Here is a 14325-nt window from a genome sequence, read left to right on the forward strand (position 1 = left end):
CATGCTCTCCGGGAACGGTCGTCACCGTCGCCCCCGTCAGGCTCCGGCACTCATCGTCGCGGCCGGAGTGACCGGCTCCGCCATCGCCCTCCCTCTCCTGGGCGCCGCGAGCGCCAACGCGGCCGACGGCACCACGTGGGACAAGGTGGCCGAGTGCGAGAGCGGCGGCTCCTGGAGCGCCGACACCGGCAACGGGTACTACGGCGGCCTGCAGATATCGCAGGCGGACTGGGCCACGTACGGCGGCACCCAGTACGCCGCGAGCGCCGACCAGGCGAGCCGTTCGCAGCAGATCGCGGTCGCCGAGAAGATCCTCGCCGACCAGGGCACCACCCCCTGGGCCACCTGCGCCCTGCTCTCCGGACTGACCTCCAACTCCGGTTCGGTGGACGTGGACACGGGTGTCGGCGCCGGCTCCGGCGAATCGGGCAAGGCGGACTCCGGGCACTCCTCCTCCGGTTCCACCGGTAAGTCCGACTCGTCCAATCTGCCGGATTCCTCGGCTTCGTCGCCCTCGTCACCGTCGTCCGGCTCCTCCTCGGACGCGACCGTCACGCCGTCCCCGAGCGCGAGCGAGGGCTCCGGTTCCGCCGACTCCGCCGGCTCCGACGAGGGTGCGAATGCTCCCAAGTCCGACAAGTCCGCCTTGCCCGACTCCGAGCCCACGCAGGGGAGTGGCGTTTCGGCCGCCCCGGACCCCGCGGTCGACGACTCGGACAATTCGTGGCAGACCGGCGGCTCTTGGAGCCTGGTCGACACCGGTGCGCTCAGCAGTGGCGGACGTCACCGGGGCGGCAGTGCGGACGAAAGCCTGACAAGCGGTCAGGACACCCGTTCCTCGGGCCGTCACGCCTCCCGTGACGCGGGTACCTACACGGTCCGTGAAGGCGACTCCCTCGCCTCCATCGCCGACTCCCTTGACGTCGACGGCGGATGGCACGCGCTCTACAGCCAGAACAAGAAGGCCATTGGCGCCGACCCGGACCACATCGCCCCCGGTCAGACCCTGGACGTCGGTTCCGAAGCGGGCGCGGAGTAGCGGGAGTTGACGCCCCGCTTTCAGGGCTAATGTCCGGTTTGGTGAAAGTGTGGGATGAGTCTCAGAAGCCCTGATCGTCTTTGAAATTCCGCCGAGCGCATGTCTACGGTCGGGACCGCTCGTCACCACGAGCCCCGGCACTCGCAACGCCGAATCCTGCCAGCGGTTGCCCGGGAACAGTCGACGCGTCACGCGCCGTAGGCAGGAGCGGGGGACCCAAGGTAAGCGCCGGATCCGGCAGTTGATGCCGCGACCGGCTTGGGGTGAAGCCACGCCTCCCACGAGGGAGGAGTGGCCGGGCAACTCAACCGGCCCGAACCCGACAGCTCACCTCGCAGGCGTCGGTGAGGGGATCGATCCATGCTGTTTTCCGGCAAGGGCAAGCACCGTCGTCCGTTCAAGGCCACCCGCGCCATCGCGCTCGTCGGTGTCACCGGCGCCGTCGTCGCCGCCCCGCTGATGGCGGCCGGCAACGCCTCCGCCGCCACCGCCTCCGAGTGGGACAAGGTCGCCCAGTGCGAGTCCGGCGGCAACTGGTCCATCAACACCGGCAACGGCTACTACGGCGGTCTGCAGTTCTCCGCCTCCACCTGGGCCGCCTACGGCGGCACGGCCTACGCCTCCCGCGCCGACCTGGCCACCAAGCAGCAGCAGATCACCGTGGCCGAGAAGGTCCTCGCCGCCCAGGGCAAGGGCGCCTGGCCGGTCTGCGGCACGGGCCTGTCGAGCACCCCGTACAGCGGCACCGCCGCCCCCTCCTCGAAGACCACCTCTTCGAGCAGCACCACCACCCGCTCCACCGACCAGCAGGCCGCCTCCCGCTCGGCGACCCGCCCGGCCCCGAGCAAGACCGTCACCACCCCGACCGGCAAGAAGGTCAAGAAGGGTGACGGCGAGTACAAGGTCGTCAAGGGCGACACCCTCGGCACCATCGCCGAGAAGCACAACGTCAAGGGCGGCTGGAAGACCCTCTTCGAGCTGAACAAGGACATCGTCGAGGACGCCGACCTGATCTACCCCGGCCAGCAGCTGCACCTGAAGTAAGGCGCGGCCGGCCGGCCCGGCCACAGCGTCCTCACGGCGACTTCCCCCGATAGAGCCCCCGTGAGGGTCACCCCCCGTCCCCACGGGCCCCCCGCCCTGGTGCGTGTTCCCCCGTACGCACCGGGGCGGGGCTTTTTTCTGCGCCTTTCCCGGTCCCCCTTTGTTCCGGGCGGGAACAATGGGTACCGTCTCCCTGTCTCGCCCTGTCTCTCCCTGTCCACGGGACGGTCGGTCGGTGGCCGACGCCCCTGGGACGGTTAGGCTCTAGTCGCAAGGCACAGCCGTAAGGCACAAAGCCCCGCACTTCCAGCGTCACATCCAAGAAGGAGATGCTCGTGCCGTCCATCGACGTCGTCGTAGCCCGGGAAATCCTGGACTCCCGAGGCAACCCCACGGTCGAGGTCGAGGTCGGCCTCGACGACGGCAGCACGGGTCGTGCCGCCGTCCCGTCCGGCGCCTCCACCGGCGCCTTCGAGGCCATCGAGCTGCGCGACGGTGACCCCAACCGCTACCAGGGCAAGGGCGTCGAGAAGGCCGTTCTCGCCGTCATCGAGCAGATCGGCCCGGAGCTGGTCGGCTACGACGCCACCGAGCAGCGCCTGATCGACCAGGCGATGTTCGACCTGGACGCCACCGACAACAAGGGCTCCCTCGGCGCCAACGCCATCCTGGGCGTCTCCCTCGCCGTCGCCCACGCCGCCTCCGAGGCCAGCGACCTGCCGCTGTTCCGCTACCTGGGCGGCCCGAACGCGCACCTGCTGCCGGTGCCGATGATGAACATCCTGAACGGCGGCTCGCACGCCGACTCCAACGTGGACATCCAGGAGTTCATGATCGCCCCGATCGGCGCGGAGTCCTTCTCCGAGGCGCTGCGCTGGGGCACCGAGGTCTACCACACCCTGAAGAAGGTCCTGAAGACCAAGGGCCTGTCCACCGGCCTCGGCGACGAGGGCGGCTTCGCCCCGAACCTCGGCTCCAACCGCGAGGCCCTCGACCTCATCCTCGAGGCCATCAAGCAGGCCGGGTACGTCCCCGGCGAGCAGATCGCCCTCGCGCTCGACGTCGCCGCCTCCGAGTTCTACAAGGACGGCACGTACCTCTTCGAGGGCAAGGAGCGCTCCGCCGCCGAGATGACGGAGTACTACGAGGAGCTCGTCGCGGCCTACCCGCTCGTCTCCATCGAGGACCCGCTGTTCGAGGACGACTGGGCCGGCTGGAAGGTCATCACCGACAAGCTCGGCGACAAGGTCCAGCTCGTCGGTGACGACCTGTTCGTCACCAACCCCGAGCGCCTGGCCCGCGGCATCGAGGACGGCGCCGCCAACGCCCTGCTGGTCAAGGTCAACCAGATCGGTTCGCTCACCGAGACCCTGGACGCCGTCGAGCTGGCCCAGCGCAACGGCTTCAAGTGCATGATGTCCCACCGCTCCGGCGAGACCGAGGACGTCACCATCGCCGACCTGGCCGTCGCCACCAACTGCGGCCAGATCAAGACCGGCGCCCCGGCCCGCTCCGAGCGCGTCGCCAAGTACAACCAGCTGCTGCGCATCGAGGAGATCCTCGACGACGCCGCGGTGTACGCCGGCCGCAGCGCGTTCCCGCGCTTCAAGGGGAACGTGGAGATCTCCAAGGGCTGACCCGACCCGGCGTAAGGCTTAGCCAGTCGTACGTACGTCCCCGTACCCGGTCCCGTACCGTGTGCGGGGACGTACGCGCGTGTGCAAACGGGAGGCGGGGAAGATGGCCACGAAGGACCGGGACCGTTTCTCCACCACGACCAGGCTGCGGCTGCTCGGCGAACAGACCGCGGCCCGTGTCTACCGCTCCCAGACCAAGCGGCAGGCCCGCCGCTCACGGCTCACCGGCCGCGCGGCGCTGCTCGCGCTGGTGCTGTGCTCGCTGATCGTCGCGCTCGCCTACCCGATGCGGCAGTACGTCTCCCAGCGCGCGGAGATCGCCGACCTCCAGCGGCAGCAGGAACAGGCGCGCGAGCGGGTCGAACAGCTGCGGGACCTCAAGGCCCGCTGGCAGGACGACGCCTACGCCGAGCAGGAGATCCGGCGTCGGCTGCACTATGTGATGCCCGGTGAGACCGGGTATGTCGTGATCGACCCGGGTGCGGCCAAGCAGTCCCGCGCCGACTTCGGGGCCGCCCACCGGCCCTGGTACGCGAACGTCTGGGACGGGGTCGACAAGTCCGACGCCTCCGACCAGTGAACCGACAGAAAGACAGCTGAAGACAGTCATGGAAACGCCTCCGCCCTCCACTCCGCGCACCGAGCCGACCGACGCGGACGTCGAGGCCTTCAAGCAGCAGCTCGGGCGTCCGCCGCGCGGGCTGAGGGCGATCGCGCACCGGTGCCCGTGCGGGCAGCCGGACGTCGTGGAGACGGCTCCGCGGCTGCCGGACGGCACGCCCTTCCCGACGACGTACTACCTGACGTGCCCGCGCGCCGCCTCGGCGATCGGCACGCTGGAGGCGGACGGCGTCATGAAGGAGATGACGGAACGGCTGGGGAGCGACCCCGAGCTGGCCGCCGCGTACCGGGCCGCGCACGAGGACTACATCCGGCGCCGGGACGAGATCGAGGTCCTGGAGGGCTTCCCGAGCGCGGGCGGCATGCCGGACCGGGTGAAGTGCCTGCACGTCCTGGTGGCCCACTCGCTGGCCGCCGGACCGGGCGTGAACCCGCTCGGCGACGAGGCGATCGCGATGCTGCCGGAGTGGTGGCGCAAGGGGCCGTGCGTGCAGCCCCTGGTGGCGCCCGATCCCGCGGACGAGCACCCGGGCGAGGACGGCGTGGTCCTCGACGTCACCGAGGACCGCCGCGGCTTCTTCGCCTACCGGCCCCTGGTCGCCGAGGGGTTCACCCGTGTCGCCGCCGTCGACTGCGGCACGAACTCCATCCGGCTGCTCGTCGCCGACGTCAACCCGGCCACCGGCGAGCTGCTGGAGCTGGACCGGCGGATGACGATCGTGCGGCTCGGCCAGGACGTGGACCGCACCGGCCGGCTGGCTCCTGAGGCGCTGGAGCGGACCTTCGCGGCGTGCCGTGAGTACGCGGACGTCATCCGCGAACTGGGCGCCACCAACGTGCGGTTCGTCGCCACCTCCGCCTCCCGGGACGCGGAGAACCGGGACGAGTTCGTGCGCGGTGTCGTCGACATCCTCGGTGTCGAGCCCGAGGTCATCAGCGGCGACCAGGAGGCCGAGTTCTCCTTCACCGGCGCCACGAAGGAGCTCGCGGGCCGCGACGACGTCGCGAGGCCCTACCTGGTGGTGGACATCGGCGGCGGCTCCACCGAGTTCGTCGTCGGTGACGACCACGTGCGGGCCGCGCGGTCCGTGGACGTCGGCTGCGTGCGGATGACCGAGCGGCACCTGGTGCACGAGGGCAAGGTGAGCGACCCGCCCACCGCCCAGCAGATCGCCGCGATGCGGGCCGACATCGAGGCCGCCCTGGACCTCGCGGAGGAGACGGTCCCGCTGCGTGAGGCGCGCACCCTGGTCGGCCTGGCCGGCTCGGTCACGACCGTGTCCGCGATCGACCAGGAACTGCCCGAGTACGACTCCGAGCGCATCCACCACTCCCGTGTCACCCAGGGCCGCGTCCGCCAGATCACCGAGTGGCTGCTGCGCTCCACGCACGCCGAGCGCGCGGCGATCCCGTCCATGCACCCGGGCCGGGTCGACGTCATCGGCGCCGGCGCCCTCGTGCTGCTCGCGATCATGGAGCGGATCGGTGCCGAGGAGGTCGTCGTCAGCGAGCACGACATCCTCGACGGCATCGCGTGGTCGGTGGCGTAGCTCTCTTTTGTTACCGGCCGGTAGTCGTCGGCTGAGCAGGTCGGATAACGTCTGAGCGGGGCTGAGGGGCCCCTCGAGGGCCCCTCGGTGACGGCCGCCCGGGAAAGTTCGTGAAGTTCTTCACAAGGAATTCCGCCTCATGGCAGCGGGAAAAGGGGCCGATGGGCCCTTCCGGGACCTCCCGGGCCCTTTGAACATGTTCAGATAGTGGGCGGAGCGGGGCTCCGGAAGCGGGTGTCCGAGGTGTGTTGCGTGGTGCTCACACGCCCCCCGATCGACCAGAGAGGCAGCTCACGCGGCCTTGACACCGGGTCAGAACGGTCAGGGGTTCCCGTTCGGCCGCATGACCTGCGTCACGTGGGTGGCGGAGGATAACACAGGCCCTCTCCAAGCTTGTGAAGGGGCGCACGAGCGACCCCCCGATGTCGGGTGGATACTCGATGGCATGAGCACCACGGAGCGTCCCAGGATCCTCGTAGTAGGCGGTGGGTACGTAGGCCTGTACGCAGCTCGGCGCATTCTCAAGAAGATGCGCTACGGCGAGGCGACCGTCACGGTCGTCGACCCCCGGTCGTACATGACCTACCAGCCCTTCCTCCCCGAAGCCGCCGCCGGCAGCATCTCCCCCCGGCACGTCGTCGTCCCGCTGCGGCGCGTCCTGCCCAAGGCGGAGGTCCTCACCGGCCGGGTCACCACCATCGACCAGGACCGCAAGGTCGCCACGATCGCCCCCCTCGTGGGCGAGGCGTACGAGCTGCCCTTCGACTACCTGGTCATCGCGATGGGCGCGGTCTCCCGCACCTTCCCCATCCCCGGCCTCGCCGAGCAGGGCATCGGCATGAAGGGCATCGAGGAGTCCATCGGCCTGCGCAACCACGTCCTCGAGCAGCTGGACAAGGCCGACTCCACGACCGACGAGGAGATCCGCCGCAAGGCGCTCACCTTCGTCTTCATCGGCGGTGGCTTCGCGGGCGCGGAGACCATCGGCGAGGTCGAGGACATGGCCCGTGACGCGGCCAAGTACTACACCAACGTGTCCCGCGAGGACATGCGGTTCATCCTCGTCGACGCCGCCGACAAGATCCTGCCCGAGGTCGGCCCCAAGCTCGGCCAGTACGGCAAGGAGCACCTGGAGAGCCGGGGCGTGGAGATCTACCTCTCCACCTCCATGGACTCCTGCGTCGACGGCCACGTCGTGCTGAAGAACGGCCTCGAGGTCGACTCCAACACGATCGTCTGGACCGCCGGCGTCAAGCCGAACCCGGCCCTCGCCCGCTTCGGCCTGCCTCTCGGTCCCCGCGGCCACGTCGACTGCGAGCCCACGCTCCAGGTCGCCGGCACCGACTACATCTGGGCCGCGGGCGACAACGCCCAGGTTCCGGACCTCGTCGGCCGCAAGGCGGGCAACGAGAACGCCTGGTGCCCGCCGAACGCCCAGCACGCGCTGCGCCAGGCCAAGGTCCTCGGCGACAACGTGATCTCCGGTATGCGGGGCTTCCCGCAGAAGGAGTACGAGCACGCCAACAAGGGTGCGGTCGCCGGTCTCGGCCTGCACAAGGGCGTGGCGATGATCGTCATGGGCAAGATGAAGATCAAGCTCAAGGGCCGCCTCGCCTGGTACATGCACCGTGGCTACCACGGTCTGGCGATGCCGACCTGGAACCGCAAGATCCGCATCTTCGCCGACTGGACCCTGGGCATGTTCCTCAAGCGTGAGGTCGTCTCCCTCGGCGCCATGGAGAACCCCCGCGAGGAGTTCTACGAGGCCGCCAAGCCGGCGCCGGTCGCCGCCGCCAAGACCGAGGAGAAGGCCAAGGCCTCCTGACCCTCCCCGGGCAGCACCCTCCGGCCCCCGGCCGGTGACTCACCCGAAGGACCTCCCGCTATCCGTGGTGCGGGGGGTCCTTCGGCGTTCCTGCGTTCCGGCGCGGCGGGCGGACCGGCGGGACCGGCGGAATCGGCCGGACCGGCGGAATCGGCAAAAACGGCGCTGTGTAACTCATTTGCGGGACTGCGCCAGGGGCTCCGCGGTGTTTACGTGGTAACAGGCATCCGGGATCGTCGTCTTGGAGGTGTGCACCATGGCCGACGCCGCGTCGCGGCTGGTGAGTGTGGGGGAGCAGTTGCTGGGAGCGCCGCTCCCGGTGCGGATCCGGGCCTGGGACGGGTCCCAGGCCGGCCCACCGGACGCGCCCGCGCTCGTCGTGCGCAACCGACGCGCCCTGCGCCGACTGCTGTTCAAACCCGGCGAACTGGGCCTGGCCCGGGCCTGGGTCTCCGGTGACCTGGACATCGAGGGCGACCTGTACAGCGCGCTCGACGCCATGGCCGGCTTCGTCTGGGAGCGCGACGAGGACGCCCGTACCCTCGCCCAGGCGCTGCGCGACCCCGACGTACGGGCCGCCGCCCGCGAGCTGCTGAGGCTCGCCGGGCCGCCGATCCCGCCCGCCCCGCCGCGCGAGGAGGTCCGCCGGCGCCGCCATCTGCACACGCGGCACAGCGACAGGCGGGCCATCAGCCACCACTACGACGTCGGCAACGACTTCTACGAGCTGGTCCTCGGCCCGTCGATGGTCTACTCGTGCGCCTACTGGGAGGCCGTCGAAGACGGCGGAACCCTGGAGTCCGCCCAGCGCGACAAGCTCGAACTCATCTGCGCCAAGCTCGGCCTGAGGGAGGGACAGCGGCTGCTGGACGTCGGCTGCGGCTGGGGCTCGATGGCCATCCACGCGGCCCGCGAGCACGGCGTGAGCGTCGTGGGGGTGACCCTGTCCCAGGAGCAGGCCGCGTACGCCCGTAAGCGCGTCGCGGAGGAGGGTCTGACCGACCGGGTGGAGATCAGGGTCCAGGACTACCGGGACGTCGGTGACGGGCCCTACGACGCGATCTCCTCCATCGGCATGGCCGAACACGTCGGCGCCGAACGCTACCTGGGGTACGCGAGCGATCTGTTCGCCCTGCTGAAGCCCGGCGGCCGGCTGCTCAACCACCAGATCGCCCGCCGCCCGCAGCGCGACGAGACGTCGTACGAGGTCGACGAGTTCATCGACGCCTACGTCTTCCCCGACGGGGAGCTGGCCCCGATCGGCACCACGGTCACCCAGCTGGAGCGCGCCGGCTTCGAGGTGCGGGACGTGGAGTCGATCCGCGAGCACTACGCCCGCACCCTGCGCGCCTGGGTCGCCAACCTGGAGGCCGACCGGGACCGTGCGGCCCGCCTCACCAGCCCCGGCCGTGCCCGCGTCTGGCTCCTGTACATGGCCGCCTGCGCGCTCGCCTTCGAACGCAACCGCATCGGCGTCAACCAGGTGCTGGCCGTGAGGACCCCCGAATCCGGTGCCTCGGGGATGCCGCTGCGGCCCCGCAAGTGGGTTGAGCACGAGCGCGGTTGATCCGGCACGCCAGCAGAAGGGCCGGGCTCCCCACGACGGGGGAGCCCGGCCCTTCGGTGGGGCGGGACGTGGTCACTCGGCCTTGATCGCGTTCAGCATGTTCAGCCTCGCGGCGTTGCGGGCCGGCCACAGCGCGGCCAGGACGCCCACCAGACCGGCCAGCACCAGGAAGATCCCGATCCGGTCCCAGGGCACGACCAGCGCGTAACCCTGGATCTTGTCCGCGAAGGTCTCGCCGATCGCCCAGCCGAGGAACGAGCCGAGCCCGATCCCGACCACCGCGCCGAACACGGAGATGACCACGGCCTCCAGCCGGACCATCCGCTTCACCCGGCGCCGGTCGAGTCCGATGGCGCGCAGCATGCCGATCTCCTGCTGCCGTTCGAAGACCGACATCGCGAGGGTGTTGACGACGCCCAGCACCGCGATGATCAGGGCCATCGCCAGCAGGCCGTACATGATGTTCAGCAGGGTGTTGATGGCGCCGCCGAACTCGTTGCGGATGTCCTGCCGGTCCATGACCGTGATCGCGGGGTTGTCGCCCAGCGCGTCGATGAGGACCTTCTCGTTCGCCGCGGACTGGCCGCCGTCCACCTTCACGAAGATCTGCTGGATGGACGGCCGCACCTCGTGCGGGTTCACGACCTTCGTGTCGACGAGGACGGGTGAGAGGAACTCGCTGTCCTTGAAGACGGCGCCGACCGTCAGCGTGGCCTTCTTCTCGTCGCCGAAGGTGACCGGAATGCTGTCGCCGGGCTTCCAGCCCTTGCTCCTGGCCGTCTTCTCGGCGACCGCGATCCGGCCCTCGGCCAGCGAGTCGATGCTGCCGCTGACGACGTCGACCCTCAGGACCTTCTCGATGTCGCCGGGGGTGACCGCCGAAGCGGAGACGTAGTCCTCACCACCGACCCGGAAGTCGGCGCTCTGCTGCGGCGAGACCGCCGAGACGCCCTTGGCCTTCGCCAGCGCCGTCAGTGCGGACTGGTCGAGGTCCCCGCCGTTCGCCATCGAGACCATGTAGTCGGCCTTGATGTTGTCCGTGGTCATCTTGTCGACGGCCCTGCCGACCGTGACACCGAGCACGGACAGGCCGGTCACCAGCGTCAGTCCGATCGCCAGTGCCGAGGCGGTGGCGCCGGTACGGCGCGGATTGCGGACCGCGTTCTGGCCGGCCAGCTTGCCGGACACCCCGAAGGGGCCGACGAGCAGCGGACGGACGAGCGCGATCACGGGCCGGGACAGCAGAGGGATCAGGACGATCACACCGATCAGCGCGAAGAACGCGCCCGCCGCGATGTACATCCGGCCGTCGTCGCCGCCGGTCGAGGCACCCGCCACGATCGCGACCGCGCCGAGGGCGGTGACGGCCGCACCGATGGAGTTGCGCACCACCAGCGACTTGGTGGTCGCCACGGCGTGGACGCTGCTCATGGCCGCCACCGGCGGGATCTTCGCGGCCCGGCGGCCGGGCAGCCAGGCGGCGAACATCGTGATCAGCACGCCGACGCCGATCGCGGCGATCACCGGCGTCACGGACAGGATCAGCGGCCCGTCCGGAATCTTCATCCCGAACGCGGCCATGCCGGAGCGCAGACCGACCGCCAGCCCGACGCCGAGGACGAAGCCGATCACCGAGGCGACCAGGCCCACCACCGCGGCCTCGGCGAGCACCGAGCGGGTGATCTGCCTGCGCGACGCACCGACGGCCCGCATCAGCGCGATCTCCTTCGTGCGCTGGGCGACCAGCATCGTGAAGGTGTTGGAGATCAGGAAGATCCCGACGAAGAGCGCGATGCCCGCGAAGCCGAGCAGGACCTGCTTGAGCGAGCCCATGCCCTGCTCGATCTGCTTGGCCTGCTCGTCCGCGAGTGCCTGGCCGGTCCGGGCCTCCGCCGTGTCCGGCAGCAGCGGCTCGACCGCGTCCAGGATCTTCGTGTCGGTCGCGCCGGGAGCGGCGGTGACGGTGATGTCCTCGAAGTAGCCCGGCTTGAGGTACTGCTTCTGGGCGACCGCGGTGTCGAAGAGGACGAGGCTGCCGCCGGCGTTCACGGCACCGTCCTCGGTGGTGAACACACCGCTGAGGGTGTACTCCTTCACCGGCCCGTTCGTGGCGACCCGGACCCGGTCACCGACCTGGTACTCGCCCTTGGCCGCGGAGTCCTTGTCCAGGGCGATCTGATCGTCCTTCACCGGGCCCGAGCCGTCGGTGAACGTGTAGGCCGGGTCCTTGCCGTCCTTGCCGGGGGCGAAGTTCGAACCCTTGTTGGACCAGCCGACGCCGATCAGCTTCCCGTCGGGGTCGGCGACCCCGGCGAAGCCGTCGACGCGGCCGTAGACGGCGCCGACGCCGTCCACGGCGGAGATCCTGTCGAGGGTCTTGCGGGAGAGGCCGGGCTCTTCCTTGACGTTGTCGGGGTCGGCGTGCGAGGTGATGGCGACGGCGACGTCCTCGTAGCTCTTCGCCGACTGGTTGCGGAAGGCGTTGGAGAGCGTGTCGGCGAAGACCAGCGTCCCGGACACGAACGCCACGCCGAGCATGACGGCGAGCACGGTCATCAGGAGCCGGGCCTTGTGCGCGAGCACGTTGCGCAGGGCGGAGCGGAACATCAGCTGGTACGGCCCTTCGCGTCGAACTGCTTCATGGTGTCGAGGACCGTCTCGGCGGTCGGCCCGTACATCTCGTCCACGATCCGCCCGTCCGCGAGGAAGATCACGCGGTCCGCGTACGCCGCGGCCACCGGGTCGTGGGTCACCATGACCACCGTCTGGCCCAGCTCGCGCACGGAGTTGCGCAGGAAGCCGAGGACCTCGGCGCCGGAGCGCGAGTCGAGGTTTCCGGTCGGCTCGTCACCGAAGATGATCTCGGGCCGGGAGGCGAGGGCGCGGGCGACGGCGACGCGCTGCTGCTGGCCGCCGGACAGCTGCGAGGGCCGGTGGCTGAGCCGGTCGGACAGGCCGACCATCTGGATGACCCGGTCGAGCCACGCCCGGTCGGCCTTCCGCCCCGCGATGTCCATCGGCAGGGTGATGTTCTCCAGCGCGGTCAGCGTCGGCAGCAGGTTGAACGCCTGGAAGATGAAGCCGATCTTGTCCCGGCGCAGCTTGGTGAGCTGCTTGTCCTTCAGGGAGCCCAGCTCCGTCTCGCCGATCCGCACGGATCCGGAGGAGAAGGTGTCCAGGCCGGCCACGCAGTGCATCAGCGTGGACTTGCCGGAACCGGAGGGGCCCATGATCGCGGTGAACTCGGCCTGCCGGAAGTCGACGGAGACCCGGTCCAGGGCGACCACCCGGGTCTCGCCCTGCCCGTAGATCTTCGACAGCTCCGTGGCGCGTGCGGCCACGGCCGTGGTCCGGCCGGCGGTGGGTGTGGTGGTCACGGGAGGGTGCTCCTGTCGGGACGACGTGTCTTCATGGGGACCGATCCATCGTCCCGGCCGCACGTGCCCGTGTAGTCAGTCGCTGCTCCGGTTCCGGGGGGCGACTCCGGTCGGACGGAGCGGGGCCGTGTCATACCTGGGGAGGACGGGCGACCCTGACACCCGACGCCGTCGAGAACCGGTGGACCTCCCCCGTTCGGTAGGTGAAATTCCGTCATTCCGCGTACGCGCGCAGCGGCACCACGTCACGCTATTGGCAAGTGCGGATGGCGCGTACCGTGGTCTGATGCACCCTCAGACATCAATAAAATAAGACAACATCGGCCCGTCCCCACGGCTGTCCGGGGGAGGCATCCCGATAGGCTCGGGACCTCGAAAGCGGAGCCCATGGCCTGCCCGGATGGTGGAATGCAGACACGGCGAGCTTAAACCTCGCTGCCCCTTCGCGGGCGTGCCGGTTCAAGTCCGGCTCCGGGCACCACCGCGCCTGCGATGCGCGTCGCGGGCCACCCTTGGGGTGGTCCGGGAGTGGCCCGTTGGTTGCAGCTCTGGTCGCCGTATCCTTCCGCGCACGGCGTCGCCGACGCCGTCCCGCGGGTGCGACTGCGGGGACTCGATCATCCTCGTGCCGTCAGAGGTTCACGCCGCCGCCGCCCGAGCTGGTTCTGTGGGCTGTCCGGAGCAATGTGGCCCGCGCCCGCTTGTGCCTGCTGCGACGGCACCCACACCGCGCGGACCATTGGCCTGGTCAACACGCAGTGACGTGTCTGAACGGCATCGAGGGGAACCGACTGATGGACAGAGCCGGACCTCCGGATCGTAGATCGCTGCTTGCCGGCGGACTTTCGGGCGCCATGGTCGCGCTCGCTGGATGCTCATCGACGAGGGCCGCCTCGTCGGCGACCAGCGCTTCGCCGGAAGCGCGGCCCACCACGCCCGCCACGGCATTCGCGCGGCTGATGGAAGGCAACAAGCGCTGGGTCAGCGGAGACCTTCAACACCCCGACCGGGATCCGAACCGGCGTCAGCTCGTGGCCCAGGAGCAGGAGCCTTTTGCGGCGATCCTCTCGTGTATCGACTCCCGAGTGCCGCCTGAGCTCGTCTTCGATACCGGCCTGGGCGACCTGTACGTGATGCGCACCGGTGGGGAGGCGGTCGGCCCGGTGGTCACTGGCTCTGTCGAGTACGGGCCTATGACGAGTGACACCCCTCTCATCGTGGTCCTCGGGCATCAGCGCTGCGGCGCCGTCAAGGCGGCGTACACGTCCCTTCGTGGCGGCAAACCGCTGCCCGGCAACCTGCAGGCGATCGTCAAGGCCCTGCAGCCGGCGTACGAGCAGGCCGTCCGGGAGGGTGGCGCCGACCCGGTCGAGACCATGGCCCGCGCCCAGGTCAAGTTGACCGCGGCCGATCTGCGATCCAACCAGGACCTGGCCCCACTTGTGGGAAAGGGTGCCCTTGCCGTGGTGGGCGCTTACTACTCGCTCGACACCGGCAAGGTGGAAGTCCTGGCCGGCGCGCCCTCCTGACCGGTCGGACGAGTCGAACGGCCGACGAACTGACGGACGCGGACTTCGAGTACGGCACGATGCGACGCCCGGTGCACGAGGCTCGGACCTAAATGTTCGCCTGGGGGTCGCCCTTGGTGCGGTTGCATCCGCGGTG

The 14325-nt window shown here is 69.9% G+C and carries 10 protein-coding genes, 1 tRNA gene, 1 pseudogene and 1 riboswitch; of the genes and pseudogenes, 10 read left to right on the top strand and 2 right to left on the bottom strand.

What is annotated here, in order from left to right; all coding sequences use genetic code 11:
- Window position 1 precedes the first annotated feature (1 nt).
- The 8 genes and pseudogenes from ABZ865_RS20855 (at window position 2) to ABZ865_RS20890 (ending at window position 9283) form a co-directional block, all read left to right on the top strand.
- Window positions 2-1039, top strand: a complete 1038-nt coding sequence (locus ABZ865_RS20855) for a transglycosylase family protein (protein ID WP_361232051.1) — start codon at window positions 2-4, stop codon at window positions 1037-1039.
- A 183-nt stretch (window positions 1040-1222) separates the two neighbouring features.
- Window positions 1223-1395: riboswitch (cyclic di-AMP (ydaO/yuaA leader) on the top strand.
- A gap of 4 nt (window positions 1396-1399) precedes the next feature.
- A complete protein-coding gene (locus ABZ865_RS20860; protein ID WP_361232053.1) occupies window positions 1400-2083 on the top strand; it encodes a transglycosylase family protein in 684 nt (227 codons plus the stop codon).
- A gap of 329 nt (window positions 2084-2412) precedes the next feature.
- Window positions 2413-3720, top strand: coding sequence for a phosphopyruvate hydratase (gene eno / locus ABZ865_RS20865; protein WP_361232055.1), 1308 nt, complete (start codon window positions 2413-2415; stop codon window positions 3718-3720).
- A gap of 103 nt (window positions 3721-3823) precedes the next feature.
- Entirely contained in the window at window positions 3824-4300 is a 477-nt protein-coding gene (locus ABZ865_RS20870; protein WP_361232057.1) for a septum formation initiator family protein, read from the top strand.
- Window positions 4301-4328: 28 nt separating this feature from the next.
- A pseudogene (locus tag ABZ865_RS20875) lies at window positions 4329-4778 on the top strand (DUF501 domain-containing protein); the annotation flags it as partial.
- 156 nt (window positions 4779-4934) lie between these two features.
- The gene (locus tag ABZ865_RS20880) at window positions 4935-5891 is read left to right on the top strand and encodes a Ppx/GppA phosphatase family protein (protein ID WP_361232305.1); all 957 of its coding nucleotides are present in this window, start codon (window positions 4935-4937) and stop codon (window positions 5889-5891) included.
- A 445-nt stretch (window positions 5892-6336) separates the two neighbouring features.
- Entirely contained in the window at window positions 6337-7716 is a 1380-nt protein-coding gene (locus tag ABZ865_RS20885) for an NAD(P)/FAD-dependent oxidoreductase (protein ID WP_361232059.1), read from the top strand.
- A gap of 256 nt (window positions 7717-7972) precedes the next feature.
- Window positions 7973-9283 carry a class I SAM-dependent methyltransferase gene (locus tag ABZ865_RS20890; RefSeq protein WP_361232061.1) on the top strand — a complete coding sequence of 437 codons (1311 nt, stop codon included), beginning with the start codon at window positions 7973-7975 and terminating at the stop codon, window positions 9281-9283.
- Between the two features lie 72 nt (window positions 9284-9355).
- On the opposite strand, the gene ABZ865_RS20895 is transcribed toward ABZ865_RS20890, so the two are convergent.
- Both ABZ865_RS20895 and ABZ865_RS20900 read right to left on the bottom strand, forming a co-directional pair.
- Window positions 9356-11890: an FtsX-like permease family protein gene (locus ABZ865_RS20895; protein WP_361232063.1), complete on the bottom strand. Its 2535-nt coding sequence runs from the start codon at window positions 11888-11890 to the stop codon at window positions 9356-9358.
- Window positions 11890-12660, bottom strand: coding sequence for an ABC transporter ATP-binding protein (locus tag ABZ865_RS20900; RefSeq protein ID WP_361232065.1), 771 nt, complete (start codon window positions 12658-12660; stop codon window positions 11890-11892). The genes ABZ865_RS20895 and ABZ865_RS20900 overlap by 1 nt, the downstream gene beginning before the upstream one ends.
- Before the next feature lie 394 nt (window positions 12661-13054).
- Between ABZ865_RS20900 and ABZ865_RS20905 the strand changes: the two genes are divergently transcribed.
- Both ABZ865_RS20905 and ABZ865_RS20910 read left to right on the top strand, forming a co-directional pair.
- Window positions 13055-13141 (top strand) — tRNA-Leu (locus tag ABZ865_RS20905).
- 373 nt (window positions 13142-13514) lie between these two features.
- The gene (locus tag ABZ865_RS20910; RefSeq protein WP_361232067.1) at window positions 13515-14189 is read left to right on the top strand and encodes a carbonic anhydrase; all 675 of its coding nucleotides are present in this window, start codon (window positions 13515-13517) and stop codon (window positions 14187-14189) included.
- Window positions 14190-14325 lie beyond the last annotated feature (136 nt).

Source organism: Streptomyces sp. NPDC047085, from assembly GCF_040643735.1.
Taxonomy (GTDB): domain Bacteria; phylum Actinomycetota; class Actinomycetes; order Streptomycetales; family Streptomycetaceae; genus Streptomyces.

Bases quoted from the DNA above. Each gene is read 5' to 3' on its own strand.
- ABZ865_RS20895 (WP_361232063.1), bottom strand. From the start codon at position 11,890: ATGTTCCGCTCCGCCCTGCGCAACGTGCTCGCGCACAAGGCCCGGCTC.
- ABZ865_RS20855 (WP_361232051.1), top strand. From the start codon at position 2: ATGCTCTCCGGGAACGGTCGTCACCGTCGCCCCCGTCAGGCTCCGGCA.
- ABZ865_RS20910 (WP_361232067.1), top strand. From the start codon at position 13,515: ATGGTCGCGCTCGCTGGATGCTCATCGACGAGGGCCGCCTCGTCGGCG.
- ABZ865_RS20890 (WP_361232061.1), top strand. From the start codon at position 7,973: ATGGCCGACGCCGCGTCGCGGCTGGTGAGTGTGGGGGAGCAGTTGCTG.
- ABZ865_RS20870 (WP_361232057.1), top strand. From the start codon at position 3,824: ATGGCCACGAAGGACCGGGACCGTTTCTCCACCACGACCAGGCTGCGG.
- ABZ865_RS20885 (WP_361232059.1), top strand. From the start codon at position 6,337: ATGAGCACCACGGAGCGTCCCAGGATCCTCGTAGTAGGCGGTGGGTAC.
- eno (WP_361232055.1), top strand. From the start codon at position 2,413: ATGCTCGTGCCGTCCATCGACGTCGTCGTAGCCCGGGAAATCCTGGAC.
- ABZ865_RS20860 (WP_361232053.1), top strand. From the start codon at position 1,400: ATGCTGTTTTCCGGCAAGGGCAAGCACCGTCGTCCGTTCAAGGCCACC.